This is a genomic window from Enterobacter cloacae complex sp. P12RS (assembly GCF_014895875.1).
GTDB classification, from domain to species: domain Bacteria; phylum Pseudomonadota; class Gammaproteobacteria; order Enterobacterales; family Enterobacteriaceae; genus Enterobacter; species Enterobacter bugandensis.
On the sequence record NZ_JADBQO010000008.1, the window covers coordinates 183,159 to 200,693 of the forward strand.

Genomic DNA, 17,535 nt, shown 5'->3' on the forward strand with positions numbered 1-17,535 from the left:
CTGTTATGCGCCGTTTTTCAGAGACTCAAGGTACTCCCAGCGCTCAAATGCTTCTTCCAGGGCTTTTTCAGCCGCGGACATTTCAGCCAGTACTTTCTGAGTATAGTCATGCGATTGGGTAAAGAATGAGGCATCAGCAACCTGCGCTTGCAGCTCCTCAAGCGCGGCCTCCAGCTCTTCAAGACGCTGAGGTAGCCCCTCCAGTTCGCGCTGCAGGTTATAGCTTAGTTTAGCCGAGGTTTTCTTGACAGTTTCTGCTTTTGTTACAGCAGGTTCAGAACTTGTTCTGGACTTCGACTGTTTCTGCGCCAGAGACTGCGACTGCTGCCCTTTTGCGTCGTGATAACCGCCCACGTACTGGCCAATTCGCCCTTCACCTTCGAAGATCCAGCACTCGGTCACGGTGTTATCCACGAACTGACGATCGTGGCTAACCAGCATCACGGTTCCCTGATACCCATCGATCAGCTCTTCGAGTAATTCCAGCGTTTCGACATCCAAATCGTTCGTCGGTTCATCGAGGATCAACAGATTACTTGGCTTCAGGAACAGACGGGCCAGCAGAAGACGGTTACGCTCCCCGCCGGACAGCGCGCGCACCGGCGTCATGGCGCGTTTCGGGTGGAACAGGAAGTCCTGCAGGTAGCCCAGCACGTGACGCGGCTTGCCGTTTACCATCACTTCCTGTTTACCTTCGGCGAGGTTGTCCATCACCGTGCGGTCCGGATCCAGTTCCGCGCGGTGCTGATCGAAGTAGGCCACTTCCAGCTTGGTGCCACAGTGAATGCGACCGCTGTCGGCCTGCAGCTGGCCCAGCATCAGCTTCAGCAGCGTGGTTTTGCCGCAGCCGTTCGGGCCGATGAGCGCAATTTTGTCCCCGCGCTGAACCTGCGCAGAGAAATCTTTCACCAGCACCTTGCCGTCAACCTGGTAGTTAACGTTTTCCATTTCGAAGACAATCTTGCCGGAGCGGGACGCCTCTTCCACCTGCATTTTGGCGCTGCCCATGACTTCGCGGCGCGCGCTGCGCTCGCGACGCATCGCCTTCAGGGCACGCACACGGCCTTCGTTACGGGTACGGCGGGCTTTGATGCCCTGGCGGATCCAGACCTCCTCCTGCGCCAGCTTACGGTCGAACTCTGCATTCTGCAGCTCTTCCACGCGCAGGTTTTCTTCTTTCTCCAGCAGATAGGTGTCGTAATCGCCGGGATAGGTGACCAACTTGCCGCGGTCGAGGTCGACAATGCGCGTCGCCATATTGCGAATAAACGAACGGTCGTGCGAGATGAAGATGATGGTGCCGCTGAAGGTTTTCAGGAAACCTTCCAGCCAGTCAATCGCTTCGATATCCAGGTGGTTGGTTGGTTCGTCCAGCAGCAGTATCTTAGGGCCGCTGACCAGCGCGCGCCCCAGCGCCGCTTTACGCAGCCAGCCGCCGGAGAGCGCCGACAGCTCCATGTCGGGTTCCAGCCCGAGCTGCGCCAGCACCTCGTTAATGCGGTTTTCCAGCTGCCACAAACCGTGGTGATCGAGCATCTCCTGTACTTTCGCCAGTTCGTTGAGATTCTTGTCGCTCGGGTCGGTCATCACCAGATGCGAAATCTCGTGATAGCGCTTCAGGTACTCCGCCTGCTCGGAGATGCCTTCCGCCACGAAATCGTACACGCTGCCGGTCACATGACGCGGCGGATCCTGCTGGAGGCGGGAGACGATCAGATCCTGCTCGTATACGATGCGGCCGTCATCCAGCCCCTGCTCGCGGTTGAGGATTTTCATCAGCGTGGATTTACCCGCGCCGTTACGGCCCACCAGACAGACGCGCTCGTTATCTTCGATATGCAGCTCTGCATTATCGAGAAGCGGTGAGTCGCTGAAAGAGAGCCACGCGCCGTGCATACTAATTAATGACATTTATTTTTCCTTTCAGACCGCGGTAATCAACCAGCAGTTATGAATTTGACGGTTACGGGCGAAGTCCTGAGACAGCGTTTTTTGACTGATTTCTTGTGCTTTCAGTCCCAGGGCTGCCAGGCCGTCATGATCCATACGGAAGCCGCGTTTGTTGTTCGAGAACATAATGGTGCCGCCTTTGCGCAGCAGGCGCTTCAGGTCGGTCATCAGGCGCAGGTGATCGCGTTGAACGTCAAAGCTATCCTCCATGCGCTTGGAGTTAGAGAAGGTCGGCGGATCGATAAAGATCAGGTCGAACTGCTCGTCGGTATCGCGCAGCCAGCCCAGCACGTCGGCCTGCATCAGGCGATGCTGACGTCCGGTTAAGCCGTTCAGACGCAGGTTACGCTCGGCCCACTCCAGATAGGTGCGGGACATATCCACCGTGGTAGTGCTGCGCGCGCCGCCGAGACCGGCATGCACGCTGGCGCTCCCGGTGTAGGAGAACAGGTTGAGGAAATCTTTACCCTTGCTCATCTGGCCGAGCATGCGGCGGGCGATGCGGTGGTCGAGGAACAGGCCGGTATCAAGATAGTCGGTCAGGTTCACCCACAGGCGAGCGTTGTATTCGCCCACTTCGATAAAGTCGCCCTTTTCGCCCATCTTCTGGTACTGGTTTTTACCCTTCTGACGCTCGCGGGTTTTCAGCACCAGCTTGTTCGGCGCAATCCCCAGTACGGCAATGGTGGCCGCAATGACGTCCAGCATGCGCTGGCGCGCTTTTTGCGCATCGATGGTTTTCGGTGGAGCATATTCCTGAATCACCACCCAGTCCGCATAGCGGTCAACCGCCACGTTGTACTCCGGCAGGTCGGCATCGTACAGGCGATAACACTCGATCCCTTCCTGCTTCGCCCATTTTTCAAATTTCTTCAGGTTTTTGCGCAGGCGGTTGGCGTAATCCTCTGCCACGCCGGTTGGCTTGCTGTCCGCCGCTTTCTCTGCCAGATGATAGTTTTTCTGCACGCAGTCCAGCGGGCCGTTTTTCGCTTTAAACTGGCGATCGGCTCGCAGTTGCAGGCAGCTCAGCAGCTCCGGCGAGGCGCTGAACAGAGACAGGTTCCAGCCGCCGAAGTAGTCCTTCATATTGCGGCCCAGCAGGCTGTGCAGGGCAATCAGCGCAGGCTCGCTGTCCAGACGCTCGCCGTATGGCGGGTTGCTGATTACGGTCCCGTACGGGCCCTTCGGCAGCGGGTTGGTCAGGTTCGCTACGTCTTTCACCTCGAAGGTGACCAGCTCGCCGATACCGGCGCGACGGGCGTTGCTGCGCGCGCGTTCTATTACGCGCGGGTCGCTATCCGAACCGTAAAAGTGAGAGGTATACTCCGCCAGGCCCTTACGCGCGCGGGTCTGCGCGTCGTCTTTAACCTCTTTCCAGAGCGCTTCGTCGTGCTGCGCCCAGCCTTTGAAGCCCCAGTGGCCGCGGTGCAGCCCCGGCGCACGGTCGGTTGCCAGCATTGCGGCCTCAATCAGCAGCGTACCGGAGCCACACATTGGGTCAAGCAGCGGCGTGCCCGGCTGCCAGCCGGAGCGCATCACGATGGCGGCGGCCAGGGTTTCTTTGATTGGTGCCATACCGGTGCGATCGCGGTAGCCGCGCAGGTGCAGACCCGCGCCGCTCAGATCGAGGGAGATGCTCGCCGTGTCGCCGTTCAGCCAGACGTTGATACGCAGGTCCGGGTTTTCGCGATCGACGTTCGGACGTTCCTTATTTTTACGCGTGAAGCAGTCCACAATGGCGTCTTTTACGCGCAGGGCGCCGTACTGGCTGTTGCGGATCTCGTCGTTCACGCCGTTGAAATGCACCGCGAAGGTGGCGTTAGGCGTGAAGATCTCTGTCCAGTCGATCATCTGTACGCCGGTGTAGAGATCCAGGTCGCTATAGACCTTGCATTCCTTCATCGGCAGCATGATGCGCGACGCCAGACGGCTCCACATCAGGCTCTGGTAAATAAGCCGCGTGTCGCCCTCAAAATGGACACCACCCTGAACCACCTGGCACTCTTGCGCGCCCAGGGCTTCCAGTTCAGTTTTTAACAGCTCTTCCAGCCCACGGGCCGTACTGGCAAACAGAGAATTCATATCGTCACTTTTACTCTTAGAAAATTGTCGCGCATTATAGCTAATATGGCGTGTATGTCATAAAGTTGAAGGCTTATTTTCATTCGAGGGAGTGTGCAGTGGCGACGTTATCCAGGCTTTTTATTCATCCGGTGAAATCCATGCGCGGCATCGGCGTCACTCACGCGCTGGCAGACATGAGCGGGTTCGCCTTCGATCGTATTTTTATGGTCACCGAGCCTGACGGTACGTTTATCACCGCACGCCAGTTCCCTCAGATGGTTCGTTTTACCCCTTCCCCGCTTCATGACGGTTTGCACCTTACCGCGCCGGACGGTTCCAGCGCGGTGATTCGCTTTGCGGATTTTGCGGCTGTCGACGCGCCAACGGAAGTATGGGGCAACCATTTTACCGCGCGCATCGCCCCGGATGAAATTAACCGCTGGCTGAGCGGCTTCTTCTCCCGCGACGTGCAGCTGCGGTGGGTTGGGCCGGAACTGACGCGTCGCGTAAAGCGCCACGACGCCGTTCCCCTCTCCTTCGCGGATGGCTTCCCGTTCCTGCTCACCAACGAAGCGTCTCTGCGTGATTTACAGAATCGCTGTAAAGCCAGCGTACAGATGGAACAGTTCCGCCCGAATCTGGTCGTGACCGGAGCGGACGCCTGGGATGAAGACACCTGGAAAGTCATCCGCATCGGCAGCGTCATCTTTGATGTCGTCAAACCCTGCAGCCGCTGCATTTTCACCACGGTAAGCCCTGAGAAAGGCCAGAAGCATCCTTCCGGCGAGCCGCTGAAAACGCTGCAATCGTTCCGTACCGCGCAGGACAACGGCGATGTCGATTTCGGCCAGAACCTGATCCCGCGATCCAGCGGCGCAATCCGCGTAGGCGATGAAGTTGAAATTCTCGCCCGCGGGCCGGCGCGAGTGTACGGCTCAGGCCAGGAAGAAGAAATGGTCGAGGTTGAGACGAATGTCGCCACTGGGGTGGATATTCACTGGCAGGGCAAGGTTATTCGTGGCAACAATCAGCAGGTTTTACTGGAGCAGCTGGAGCAAGCCGGTATTCGCGTACCGTATTCCTGCCGCGCGGGAATTTGCGGATGCTGCCGCATCAAGCTGCTGGAGGGAGAAGTGAGTGCGCTGAAAAAATCTGCAATTGGAAATGACGGCACAATCCTGTGCTGTAGCTGCGTACCGAAAACGTCGGTACAACTGGAAGCTTAAACCGCTTGTTCGAGGCTGAAGGCATCGACGCGCAGCTGTGGCTTCAACCTGTCATTCATGACTTTGATCGCATCACCTAACTGCATTACGCGCCCGGCAATCGTCACGCCGGGCTGCGCCAGCAGACAGAGTGCGGCGTTTTCGCCCGGTTCAACCACTAACAGGCTCACCTCTTCGGCGGTATCGCTCAGGTTAACGCTGGCCGCATCGCCCGTTGCTGGCGTCCAGTCCATGCCGTGAGGCAGGAAATGCCAGCTTTTCGGCATTTGCGGTTTCAGGAAACGGATAGCCACCAGCGCATTTAATACCAGTTCGGCACGCTGCTCTTTAGAGAGCATCAGGTCGCGGCATTTTTCTTCAAAGGAGAAATAAAGCGCCGCATCGTCAACGCAAAAGCCCGATGGAGAAAACGCGTCCGGGGTTAACATTCGGCGGGCAAAACGAGAACGAAACAACATGCCATTGGCTAAATCGAGCATCATACGGTCATGCTCGTCGCAAAAATACCAGCGCCAGTTATCGTCAGGTTTAATTCGCATGTGTCTCTCCCGTCCCCAAACGTCCTGTACTAAAAATGTCCTGTTCGCCGCTTCGTTTATAACACTAGTAATAAAAGACGATAATGTCTAAATAAGCAACAGTGACGGAATATAAAACAACCAGGGCTGGAAATAAAGCCCTGGTTGTCTGATTAAGAAAAAAGATTAGATATGCGTAACGATTTCTTTAATCAAAGGCGGGCCTTTAAAAATAAAGCCGGAATAGATTTGCACCAGTGACGCACCGGCCGCCATCTTCTCGCGCGCAGCAATCACCGAGTCGATACCGCCGACGCCAATAATCGGTAAACGGCCTTTTAATTCCGCAGACAGCGCGCGAATAATTTCGGTGCTTTTTAATTGTACCGGACGGCCACTTAACCCACCCGCTTCGTCACAGTTTTTCATTCCCTGAATGAGCGAACGATCGAGCGTGGTATTCGTTGCAATCACCCCGTCAATATTATGGCGAACCAAACTGTCGGCAACCTGGATCAATTCTTCGACAGAAAGATCCGGCGCGATCTTCACCGCGACCGGAACATATTTATGGTGGATCGCCTGGAGTTCATTTTGTTTATTTTTAATGGCACTCAGAAGATCGTCCAGCGCTTCGCCATATTGTAAGGAGCGCAGCCCCGGGGTATTGGGTGAGGAAATATTCACCGCGATATACCCGGCATAGGCGTAGACTTTTTCCATACAAATCAGGTAGTCATCTTTACCCTGCTCAACCGGCGTATCTTTATTTTTGCCAATATTGATGCCTAACACCCCATCAAAATGGGCTTTTTTCACGTTCTCTACCAGATGATCAACGCCGAGGTTATTAAAGCCCATGCGGTTGATCAACCCTTCGGCTTCGACCAGGCGGAACAGGCGCGGCTTGTCATTTCCCGGCTGCGGGCGCGGCGTGACGGTACCAATTTCGATGGAGCCAAAGCCCATCGCGCCCAGGGCATCAATGCACTCGCCATTTTTGTCCAGACCAGCCGCCAGACCCAGCGGATTTTTAAAGGTCAGCCCCATGCACTGCACAGGCTTTTCCGGCACGTTTTGACGCACCAGGGCCGCCAGAGGCGTTCCTGTAATACGACGTAATTGCTGGAATGTAAATTCATGAGCGCGCTCGGGGTCGAGCTGGAAAAGGGCTTTACGAACGAAGGGGTAGTACATGAACTCTCCTGGATTCCCGGTGTGCAAACCGGGAGGGGATTATGGGCGATCCCGTCACGAAAGGGAATTGACCTGCGGCAAAAAAATCGGCGTAAAACGCAATCGTTTACCTCCCACTCTCTTTCTTATGCAGTTTTTCGCAGTTTAATTGCGGATAAATCATTTAGTGGAATAACCGAGCAGTGTCACACTCCTGAAAATTGTTATGAATGTTAGATAAAAGCAAACAATTAGTTATAAGGAGGAAGTATGCGCGTCATTACCCTGGCCGGAAGTCCACGATTCCCTTCGCGTTCCAGCGCCCTGCTGGAATATGCCCGCGACAAGCTCAATGCCCTGGACGTGGAAGTGTGCCACTGGAATCTGCATAACTTCGAACCTGAAGATTTGCTGTATGCCCGCTTCGACAGCCCCGCGTTGAAAACCCTCACTGAGCAGCTCAAGGAAGCGGACGGCCTCATCGTTGCGACCCCGATTTATAAAGCCTCTTTTTCGGGCGCGCTGAAAACGCTGCTCGATCTTCTCCCCGAGCGCGCACTGGACGGCAAAGTGGTTCTGCCGCTGGCAACGGGCGGCACGGTGGCCCATTTACTGGCGGTGGATTACGCCCTGAAGCCGGTGCTGAACGCCCTGAAGGCGCAGGAGATCCTTCACGGCGTTTTCGCGGATGATTCGCAGGTCATTGACTACCAGCATAAGCCGCACTTCACGCCGAATCTGCAAACGCGCCTTGATGCCTCGCTGGAAACTTTCTGGCACGCGCTGCATCGCCGGGATATCCAGGTTCCTTCTTTTAATCCGCCGCAGGGAGTCGCACATGTTTAAAACCATAACCCGCCTCGGACTGGCTGGCCTGATGGCGTTTACCGCGCTGGCACATGCCGCAGAAACCGCACCGGACAGTTTACGGATTGGCTACCAAAAAGGCAGCGTCAGTATGGTGCTGGCAAAAAGCCACCAGCTGCTGGAAAAACGCTTCCCGGACACCAAATTCTCATGGGTGGAGTTCCCGGCAGGGCCGCAGATGCTTGAAGCCCTGAACGTCGGCAGTATCGATCTGGGCAGTACGGGCGACATCCCGCCTATTTTCGCTCAGGCTGCCGGGGCAGACCTGGTATACGTCGGTGTAGAACCCGCTAAGCCGAAAGCCGAAGTCATCCTGGTACCTGAAAACAGTGACATTAAAAGCGTCTCCGACCTTAAAGGGCGTAAGGTCGCTTTCCAGAAAGGTTCCAGCTCGCACAACCTGCTGCTGCGCGCCTTACAGGAAGCCGGGCTCAAGTTCACCGACATTCAGCCCGTTTACCTGACGCCCGCCGACGCGCGCGCCGCGTTCCAGCAGAAGAACGTTGATGCCTGGGCTATCTGGGATCCGTACTACTCTGCGGCATTACTGCAGGGTGGCGTACGGGTGCTGAAAGACGGTACCACGCTGAAGCAAACCGGTTCGTTCTACCTCGCCTCACGCCCTTATGCCGAAAAAAACGGCGCGTTTATTCAGGGCGTACTGGATACCTTTACGCAGGCAGATGCCCTGACCCAGAGCCAGCGTCAGGCGAGCATCGCCCTGCTGGCAAAAACCATGGGCTTACCTGAGCCGGTGATCGCGAGCTACCTCAGTCACCGTCCGCCTACCACCATTGCGCCTGTCGACGCACACGTCGCCGCGCTTCAGCAACAGACTGCTGACCTCTTCTATCAAAACCGCCTGGTACCAAAACAGGTCAATATTCGCGAACGCATCTGGCAGCCCGCTGGCAAAGAAGGAGCTAAATCATGAGTCTGAATCTTTTCTGGTTTTTACCCACCCACGGTGATGGACACTATCTTGGTACAGAAGAGGGCTCGCGCCCGGTTGACCATGGCTATCTTCAGCAGATTGCCCAGGCGGCGGACCGAATCGGTTTTACCGGCGTGCTGATCCCGACCGGACGCTCGTGCGAGGATGCCTGGCTGGTGGCCGCGTCGATGATCCCGGTCACCCAGCGCCTTAAATTCCTGGTTGCATTGCGTCCGAGCGTCGTTTCACCCACCGTGGCGGCGCGTCAGGCAGCAACGCTGGACAGGCTCTCCAACGGCCGCGCTCTGTTTAACCTGGTGACGGGCAGCGATCCGCAGGAGCTGGCGGGTGACGGCGTGTTCCTCGACCATACCGAGCGCTATGAAGCCTCCGCCGAATTTACCCGCGTCTGGCGACGCCTGCTGGAAGGCGAAACCGTCACCTTTGAAGGTAAGCATATTCACGTTCGCGACGCGAAGCTCTACTTCCCGCCGGTGCAGCAGCCGCGCCCTCCGCTCTATTTTGGCGGATCGTCGGATGTGGCCCAGGATCTGGCCGCCGAGCAGGTCGATCTCTATCTGACCTGGGGCGAGCCGCCCGAGCTGGTGAAAGAGAAAATTGCCCAGGTCCGCGCCAAAGCCGCCGCCCATGGCCGCAAAGTGCGCTTCGGGATTCGCCTGCACGTGATTGTGCGCGAAACCAATGAAGAAGCCTGGCAGGCCGCAGACCGCCTGATTTCCCATCTGGACGACGAGACCATCGCAAAGGCGCAGGCTGCGTTTGCCAAAACCGACTCCGTCGGACAGCACCGGATGGCCTCCCTGCACAACGGCAAGCGCGAGAATCTGGAGATCAGCCCGAACCTGTGGGCAGGCGTCGGCCTGGTGCGCGGCGGTGCGGGCACGGCGCTGGTGGGCGACGGGCCGACCGTGGCCGCGCGCATCAATGAATACGCCGAGCTGGGCATCGACAGCTTCATTCTCTCCGGTTACCCGCACCTGGAAGAGGCGTACAAGGTGGGCGAACTGCTGTTCCCGCACCTGGATGTCGCCATTCCGGAGGTTCCGCAGCCGCAGCGGCTCCAGCTGCAGGGCGAAGCCGTGGCGAACGAATTCATTCCCCGTAAAGCCGCACAGAGCTAAGGAGTGACCATGTCTGCCACCTCACAAAAATGGCTGCTGCGCGCCGCGCCGTGGTTTTTACCCGTCGGCATTGTGGCGCTCTGGCAGCTCGCATCGTCTACCGGCTGGCTGTCGAGCCGCATTTTGCCCTCTCCGGAGGGCGTTATCGAAGCGTTCTGGTCGCTGAGCGTCAGCGGAGAGCTGTGGCAACATCTGGCGATCAGCTCCTGGCGCGCGGTGATTGGGTTTTCCATCGGCGGCAGCATCGGTCTGGTGCTGGGTCTGATCAGCGGCCTTTCACGCTGGGGGGAAAGGCTGCTGGATACCTCCATCCAGATGCTGCGCAACGTGCCGCATCTGGCGCTGATCCCGCTGGTCATTTTGTGGTTTGGGATCGATGAGAGCGCCAAAATCTTCCTCGTGGCGCTGGGCACGCTGTTCCCGATATACATCAACACCTGGCACGGCATCCGCAATATCGATCGCGGTCTGGTGGAGATGGCGCGCAGCTACGGCTTATCGGGTTTTTCCCTCTTTGCTCACGTGATTCTGCCGGGCGCCCTGCCCTCCATTATGGTCGGGGTGCGCTTTGCGCTCGGCCTGATGTGGCTGACGCTGATTGTGGCGGAAACCATCTCAGCCAACTCCGGTATTGGCTACCTGGCGATGAACGCCCGCGAATTCCTGCAAACGGACGTGGTGGTGGTCGCCATCATTCTGTATGCACTGCTCGGCAAACTCGCCGACGTCAGCGCACAGTGGCTGGAGCGCAGCTGGCTGCGCTGGAACCCGGCCTATACCCTTCAGGAGGCGAAAGCATGAATACCGCACGACTAAATCAGGGCACGCCGCTGCTGCTGAACGGCGTAACCAAACGCTACGGCGAAAACACTATCCTTAACGGGCTGGATCTGCACATTCCCGCCGGCCAGTTTGTGGCTGTAGTCGGGCGCAGCGGCGGCGGAAAAAGCACACTCCTGCGTCTTTTAGCCGGGCTGGAAGCCCCCAACGGAGGAGAGATTCTGGCAGGAACCACGCCGCTGGCCAATATTCAGGACGATACGCGCATGATGTTTCAGGATGCGCGCCTGCTGCCGTGGAAAACGGTGATTGATAACGTCGGGCTGGGGCTCAAAGGCAACTGGCGGGATGAAGCCCGTCAGGCGCTGGCCGCCGTCGGGCTGGAAAACCGTGCAGGTGAATGGCCTGCGGCGCTGTCGGGCGGCCAGAAGCAGCGCGTGGCGCTGGCGCGAGCGTTGATTCACCGTCCCGGCCTGCTGCTGCTTGATGAGCCGCTCGGCGCTCTTGATGCCCTGACGCGGATAGAAATGCAGGATCTGATTGAATCCCTCTGGCAGGCGCACGGCTTTACGGTACTGCTGGTGACGCATGACGTGAGCGAAGCCGTGGCGATGGCGGACCGGGTATTGCTTATAGAAAACGGGAAAATCGGTTTGGATCTGACGGTGGACATCCCGCGCCCTCGTCGCGTGGGCTCGGCGAGACTGGCGGAGCTGGAAGCCGAAGTGCTGAATCGGGTGATGAAACGTGGGGAAGCGGAGATTCAGCGGATAAAGGCCAATGCCTGATGCCCTCTCCCACAGGGAGAGGGAGAAAACCGATGCCCCGCGCCCCCACGTAGGCCCGGTTAGCGTAGCGCCACCGGGCTTTTTACATCAGGCCAGCGCCTTAGCAATCTTCTCGTACAGATCGCCAGACAGATTTTCCAGCCCTTTCAGTTGCTCAAGCGCGGCGCGCATCTTCGCCTGGCGCTGCGCATCATAGCGTTTCAGGCGGATCAGCGGCTCAATCAGACGTGATGCAACCTGCGGGTTACGGCTGTTCAGCTCGGTCAGCATTTCCACCATAAACTGGTATCCGCTGCCGTCTTCGGCGTGGAACGCGGCCGGGTTACTGCTGGCAAATGCGCCAATCAGCGAGCGAACGCGGTTCGGGTTGCTCATGGTGAACGAACGGTGCTTAAGCAGGCTGCGAACCTTGCTAAGCGCATCGGCCGCCGGGCTGGTCGCCTGCAGAATAAACCACTTGTCCATCACCAGACCATCCTGGTGCCACTTGTCGTCATACTCCTGCATCAGCGCATCGCGGCACGGCAGTTCAGCGGCAACGCTTGCCGCCAGGGCCGCGAGCGCATCAGTCATGTTATCCGCTTCGTGATACTGCTTGCTCACCAGCGCGTTCGCCAGTTCGGCCTCACCAAACGCAAGATAGCGCAGGCAGGTATTGCGCAGGGTACGCTTGCCGATATCCGCATGCTCCACGCGATACGCGTCAAGCTTGTTAGCGTTGTAGAGCGCCAGGAATTCATCCGCCAGTTCGGTCGCCAGCGTGCGGGTCAGCGCTTCGCGCACCGCCACGATGGCAATCGGGTCGATGATGTCGAACAGCTCCGCAATTTCAGTCGCGGACGGCAGCGTCAGAATTTCAGCCGCCAGCGCCGGGTCAATCTTCTCGTCCAGCAGGATGGCGCGGAACGCGTCTGCCACATGCACCGGCAGCGTCAGCGGCTGGCCCTGCTGGTAACGGTTCACGTTAAGCTTGATGTAGGTTGCCAGCAGGCTCTGCGCCGCGTCCCAGCGGGAGAAATCGTTGCGGGCGTGACGCATCAGGAACGTCAGCTGCTGGTCGCTCCACTTGTACTCCAGCTTCACCGGCGCGGAGAACTCGCACAGCAGCGCAGGCACCGGCTGGAAGTAGACGTTATCGAAGATAAAGGTCTGCTCTGTCTGGGTCACGTTCAGCACGTGGTGCACCGGGTGGCCGCCCTTCTGCAGCGGGATGACGTTGCCTTCGTTGTCGTACAGCTCAATACTGAACGGAATGTGCAGCGGATATTTTTCTTCCTGCTCGGCGGTTGGCGGCGTGCGCTGGCTGATGGTCAGAGTGTACTGCTCGGTTTCCGGGTTGTAGTCGTCCTTAACGGTGACAATCGGGGTCCCGGCCTGGCTGTACCAACGGCGGAAGTGAGAAAGATCAACGTTGGACGCGTCTTCCATCGCCTGCACGAAGTCGTCGCAGGTAGCCGCGCTGCCGTCGTGACGTTCGAAGTAAAGCTGCATCCCTTTCTGGAAATTCTCTTCACCCAGCAGGGTGTGGATCATGCGGATAATTTCAGCGCCCTTCTCGTACACCGTCAGGGTGTAAAAGTTATTCATCTCAATGACTTTATCCGGACGGATCGGGTGCGCCATTGGGCTGGCATCTTCCGCAAACTGCAGGCCGCGCATGGTGCGCACGTTGTTGATGCGGTTGACCGCCCGCGAGCCCAGATCGGAGCTGAACTCCTGATCGCGGAAGACGGTCAGCCCCTCTTTCAGGCTCAGCTGGAACCAGTCGCGGCAGGTGACGCGGTTACCGGTCCAGTTATGGAAATACTCGTGGCCGATAACGCGTTCGATATCGAGGTAGTCTTTATCGGTAGCGGTATCGGTACGCGCCAGCACGTACTTGGAGTTAAAGATGTTAAGGCCTTTATTCTCCATCGCGCCCATGTTGAAGAAGTCGACAGCAACGATCATATAGATGTCGAGATCGTATTCAAGGCCGAAACGCTCTTCATCCCACTTCATGGAGTTAATGAGTGAAGTCATCGCCCACGGCGCGCGATCAAGGTTGCCGCGGTCAACGAACAGCTCCAGCGCCACTTCGCGGCCAGAGCGGGTTTTGAAGGTATCGCGCAGCACGTCGAAATCACCCGCCACCAGCGCAAACAGGTAGCACGGTTTCGGGAACGGATCCTGCCACTGCACCCAGTGACGGCCATTTTCCAGCTCGCCCTCACCCACGCGGTTACCGTTGGAGAGCAGGAACGGATAGAGGGTTTTATCGGCAATGATTTTGGTGGTAAAGCGCGCCAGCACGTCCGGGCGGTCCAGGTACCAGGTAATGTGGCGGAAGCCTTCGGCTTCACACTGGGTACAGAGCGCCACGCCTGACTGGTAGAGCCCTTCCAGCGCCGTGTTGGCGGCAGGGCTGATTTCATTCACGATGCGCAGCGTAAAGCGTTCCGGCAGGTTGTCGATGACCAACTGGTTGCCTTCTTCTTTATAATCTGACCAGGCTTCATCGTTAATGTGCAGGGAGACCAGCGTCAGGTCTTCGCCATCCAGACGCAGCGGTACGGCAGTCGCGCTGTGGCGCGTCACCTGGCTTACCGCCGTCACAACGGTTTTTGTGGCATCCAGGTCAAAAGTCAGGTCGATATCGCTAATCAGGTATTCCGGCGCACGGTAGTCGTGGCGGTATTTGGCTTGTGGCTGTTGTGTCATAGAAAACCTTATGCATCGTTTGTCGAGTAACGTTTCAATATATTCCTGTTGCGTAAAACGCGCTATGCAGAATCTTCATCTTTTCAGGCTTAAACACCTTTTTCGCTACATTTGTATAACACGGGGCACGAAATGCTCTCGACCATAAAGTGTGCTTATGTTGTGATCGGGGTTCAATAAATCACTAAACAAGGTATACTCCGGAGTTGTTTATTGTACTAAACGCTCCCGTGAGAGGATGCTACAGCGCACCTATGACTCAATTCGCTTCTCCGGTTCTGCATACGTTGCTGGATACCGACGCGTATAAACTGCATATGCAGCAAGCCGTTTTCCACCATTACTATGACGTTCACGTCGCGGCGGAATTCCGCTGCCGTGGTGACGACTTGCTCGGTATCTACGCAGACTCCATTCGTGAACAGGTCGATGCGATGCAGCATCTGGCGCTCACCGATGACGAATATCAGTGGCTTTCTGGCCTGCCTTTCTTTAAAGCGGACTATCTGAACTGGCTGCGCGACTTCCGCTATAAGCCTGAACAGGTCACCGTGACCAACGAAAACGGCAAGCTGGATATTCGTCTTGAAGGTCCGTGGCGGGAAGTGATCATGTGGGAAGTGCCGCTTCTGGCCGTCATCAGCGAGCTGGCTCACCGCTACCGTTCGCCTGAAACGGGCGTCGAACAGGCGGTCGCCTCACTGGAGAACAAACTTGAGGCATTCTCAACGCTGACCGAAGGGCTGGATATGTCCCGCTTCCGCCTGATGGATTTCGGCACCCGTCGCCGCTTCTCTCGCGAGGTTCAGCAGGCTATCGTTGAACGTCTGCAGCAGGAGCCGTGGTTCGTGGGTACCAGCAACTACGATTTGGCGCGTCGCCTCAACCTGACGCCAATGGGCACTCAGGCGCACGAGTGGTTCCAGGCGCATCAGCAAATTAGCCCGGACCTGGCTAACAGCCAGCGTGCGGCGCTGGCTGCGTGGCTTGAAGAGTACCCGAATCAACTCGGGATCGCCCTGACCGACTGTATTACGATGGATGCCTTCCTGCGCGACTTTGGTCCCGAGTTCGCTGAGCGTTACCAGGGGTTACGCCACGACTCAGGGGATCCGGTTGAATGGGGCGAAAAGGCGATTGCTCATTACCAAAAACTCGGCATTGACCCGATGAGCAAGGTGCTGGTCTTCTCCGATAATCTCGACCTGGCGAAAGCCGTCGAACTGTATCGTCATTTCAATGCCAGAATTAATCTGGGCTTCGGGATCGGTACCCGGTTGACCTGCGACATTCCTCAGGTAAAACCTCTGAATATCGTGATAAAGCTGGTGGAATGTAACGGCAAGCCGGTGGCTAAGCTCTCTGACAGCCCGGGTAAAACCATCTGCCATGACAAAGCGTTTGTTCGCGCATTGCGCAAAGCGTTCGATCTCCCCCAGATCAAAAAAGCCAGTTAAGCGCTTACGGGAGCCTTCAGGGCTCCCTTCCCTTATTTATTTCTCAATTCTTCTCTTTTGACTGCGAAATTTACTTGTCTGATAGCGGTTGGCAGGTAACATAGATATCCCCCCGTCTTGGGGTGGACAAGTGTTTATTTTTTCCGACTATTAACAGAGAGAATATTATGAGCGTTGTGCCTGTAGCCGACGTACTCCAGGGCCGTGTCGCCGTTGACCAGGAGGTCACCGTGCGCGGATGGGTGCGTACTCGCCGAGATTCTAAAGCTGGCATCTCCTTCCTTGCCGTCTATGACGGTTCCTGCTTTGATCCTGTACAGGCCGTCATTAATAATTCTCTGCCCAATTACAATGATGACGTTCTGCGCCTGACGACGGGTTGTTCCGTTATCGTCACCGGTGTGGTCGTGGCATCTCCGGGCCAGGGCCAGAGTTTCGAGATCCAGGCCTCTGCCATTGAAGTGACTGGCTGGGTTGAAGATCCGGACACCTACCCGATGGCGGCAAAACGTCACAGCATTGAATACCTGCGTGAAGTCGCACACCTGCGTCCGCGTACCAACCTGATTGGTGCGGTGGCTCGCGTGCGCCATACGCTGGCCCAGGCGCTGCATCGCTTCTTCGATGAGCAGGGGTATTTCTGGGTGTCTACCCCGCTGATCACCGCGTCCGATACGGAAGGCGCAGGCGAAATGTTCCGCGTCTCGACGCTGGACATGGAAAACCTGCCGCGCACGCCGGAAGGTAAAGTCGACTACGACAAAGACTTCTTTGGTAAAGAAGCCTTCCTGACGGTATCCGGCCAGCTCAACGGCGAAACCTACGCCTGTGCGCTGTCTAAGATCTATACCTTCGGCCCAACCTTCCGCGCCGAAAACTCCAACACCAGCCGCCACCTGGCGGAGTTCTGGATGCTGGAGCCGGAAGTGGCGTTTGCCGATCTGAATGACGTTGCAGGTCTCGCAGAAGCTATGCTGAAGTACGTCTTCAAAGCGGTGCTGGAAGAGCGTCCTGACGACATGAAGTTCTTCGCCGAACGCGTAGACAGCGATGCTGTAGCGCGTCTGGAGCGTTTCGTCTCTGCCGACTTTGCGCAGGTGGACTATACCGACGCGGTGGCGATCCTCGAGAAATGCGGTGAGAAGTTTGAGAACCCGGTTTACTGGGGCGTTGATCTGGCATCTGAGCACGAACGCTATCTCGCCGAGAAACATTTCAAAGCGCCGGTTGTCGTTAAAAACTACCCGAAAGACATTAAGGCCTTCTATATGCGCCTTAACGAAGACGGGAAAACCGTGGCAGCGATGGACGTACTGGCGCCGGGCATCGGTGAAATCATTGGTGGTTCTCAGCGTGAAGAGCGTCTGGACGTGCTTGACGCGCGCATGGCAGAGATGGGGCTCAACCCTGCGGACTACAGCTGGTATCGCGATCTGCGCCGTTATGGCACCGTTCCGCACGCTGGGTTCGGTCTGGGCTTCGAGCGTCTGATCGCCTACGTTACTGGTGTTCAGAACGTGCGTGACGTAATTCCGTTCCCGCGTACACCACGCAACGCCAGCTTCTAAGCAACGTAACAGAAAATGGCCAGCATTTGCTGGCCATTATTTTATTCTGCCCTGTCAGTTTTTGTCAGCGTAAAGTCAGCGTTTTTAAACCACTACCCCGTCACAACCGCTACCTGTTACGTTTTGTTTCCGCGAAATATCCAGCCACAAAAAATTAACCTCATTCTTATTGCGATTATTACATCCTGAAGTAATAGCACAAATTTCAACCAATTTTTCAGCCATCCAGAAGTCTTTTTTGGGTCATAAGAAAAAACGAGTCGTTTAACATTCGTTTATAGGAATTGCCTTTTTCCAAATTAAACATAAGGAATTCATATATATAGGAAACAAACCGATGCTTAATTCGCCAGGGGGTTCTGAAA

General features: G+C 56.8%; 13 protein-coding genes. 8 read left to right on the plus strand and 5 right to left on the minus strand.

The genetic code is table 11. The features are described 5' to 3' along the window. Positions 1-3 precede the first annotated feature (3 nt). Together IM284_RS06585 and rlmKL are read right to left on the minus strand one after the other, a co-directional pair. Positions 4-1,911 carry an ABC transporter ATP-binding protein gene (locus IM284_RS06585; protein ID WP_047368227.1) on the minus strand — a complete coding sequence of 636 codons (1,908 nt, stop codon included), beginning with the start codon at positions 1,909-1,911 and terminating at the stop codon, positions 4-6. A gap of 12 nt (positions 1,912-1,923) precedes the next feature. After that, positions 1,924-4,032, minus strand: a complete 2,109-nt coding sequence (gene rlmKL, locus IM284_RS06590; RefSeq protein ID WP_028012595.1) for a bifunctional 23S rRNA (guanine(2069)-N(7))-methyltransferase RlmK/23S rRNA (guanine(2445)-N(2))-methyltransferase RlmL — start codon at positions 4,030-4,032, stop codon at positions 1,924-1,926. Between the two features lie 98 nt (positions 4,033-4,130). Between rlmKL and IM284_RS06595 the strand changes: the two genes are divergently transcribed. Continuing rightward, complete coding sequence (locus IM284_RS06595) at positions 4,131-5,240, plus strand: YcbX family protein (RefSeq protein WP_047368226.1); 1,110 nt, start codon at positions 4,131-4,133, stop codon at positions 5,238-5,240. Here the strand turns inward: IM284_RS06595 and zapC are convergent. Beyond that, positions 5,237-5,779 (minus strand): cell division protein ZapC, encoded by a 543-nt coding sequence (gene zapC, locus IM284_RS06600; protein ID WP_028012593.1) that lies wholly within the window; start codon positions 5,777-5,779, stop codon positions 5,237-5,239. The genes IM284_RS06595 and zapC overlap by 4 nt on opposite strands. Positions 5,780-5,944: 165 nt before the next feature. Beyond that, the gene (pyrD, locus tag IM284_RS06605) at positions 5,945-6,955 is read right to left on the minus strand and encodes a quinone-dependent dihydroorotate dehydrogenase (protein ID WP_047368225.1); all 1,011 of its coding nucleotides are present in this window, start codon (positions 6,953-6,955) and stop codon (positions 5,945-5,947) included. Positions 6,956-7,204: 249 nt separating this feature from the next. Between pyrD and ssuE the strand changes: the two genes are divergently transcribed. Genes ssuE through ssuB form a run of 5 tightly spaced genes read left to right on the plus strand, consistent with a single transcriptional unit; the run spans position 7,205 to position 11,445 of the window. Next, the gene (gene ssuE, locus IM284_RS06610) at positions 7,205-7,780 is read left to right on the plus strand and encodes an NADPH-dependent FMN reductase (RefSeq protein ID WP_028012591.1); all 576 of its coding nucleotides are present in this window, start codon (positions 7,205-7,207) and stop codon (positions 7,778-7,780) included. Continuing rightward, a complete protein-coding gene (locus tag IM284_RS06615; protein WP_193055758.1) occupies positions 7,773-8,735 on the plus strand; it encodes a sulfonate ABC transporter substrate-binding protein in 963 nt (320 codons plus the stop codon). The genes ssuE and IM284_RS06615 overlap by 8 nt, the downstream gene beginning before the upstream one ends. After that, positions 8,732-9,877 (plus strand): FMNH2-dependent alkanesulfonate monooxygenase, encoded by a 1,146-nt coding sequence (ssuD, locus tag IM284_RS06620; RefSeq protein WP_045330795.1) that lies wholly within the window; start codon positions 8,732-8,734, stop codon positions 9,875-9,877. The genes IM284_RS06615 and ssuD overlap by 4 nt, the downstream gene beginning before the upstream one ends. Before the next feature lie 9 nt (positions 9,878-9,886). Continuing rightward, complete coding sequence (gene ssuC / locus IM284_RS06625) at positions 9,887-10,678, plus strand: aliphatic sulfonate ABC transporter permease SsuC (RefSeq protein ID WP_047368223.1); 792 nt, start codon at positions 9,887-9,889, stop codon at positions 10,676-10,678. Further along, positions 10,675-11,445, plus strand: coding sequence for an aliphatic sulfonates ABC transporter ATP-binding protein (gene ssuB, locus IM284_RS06630; protein WP_047368222.1), 771 nt, complete (start codon positions 10,675-10,677; stop codon positions 11,443-11,445). The genes ssuC and ssuB overlap by 4 nt, the downstream gene beginning before the upstream one ends. A gap of 87 nt (positions 11,446-11,532) precedes the next feature. Here ssuB and pepN read toward each other — a convergent pair whose 3' ends face one another. After that, positions 11,533-14,145 carry an aminopeptidase N gene (gene pepN / locus IM284_RS06635; RefSeq protein ID WP_047368221.1) on the minus strand — a complete coding sequence of 871 codons (2,613 nt, stop codon included), beginning with the start codon at positions 14,143-14,145 and terminating at the stop codon, positions 11,533-11,535. Positions 14,146-14,399: 254 nt separating this feature from the next. On the opposite strand from pepN, the gene pncB reads away from it, so the two are divergent. Both pncB and asnS read left to right on the plus strand, forming a co-directional pair. Beyond that, positions 14,400-15,602 carry a nicotinate phosphoribosyltransferase gene (gene pncB, locus IM284_RS06640; protein ID WP_045630030.1) on the plus strand — a complete coding sequence of 401 codons (1,203 nt, stop codon included), beginning with the start codon at positions 14,400-14,402 and terminating at the stop codon, positions 15,600-15,602. Positions 15,603-15,769: 167 nt separating this feature from the next. Beyond that, positions 15,770-17,170: an asparagine--tRNA ligase gene (asnS, locus tag IM284_RS06645; protein ID WP_028012584.1), complete on the plus strand. Its 1,401-nt coding sequence runs from the start codon at positions 15,770-15,772 to the stop codon at positions 17,168-17,170. Positions 17,171-17,535: the final 365 nt, after the last annotated feature.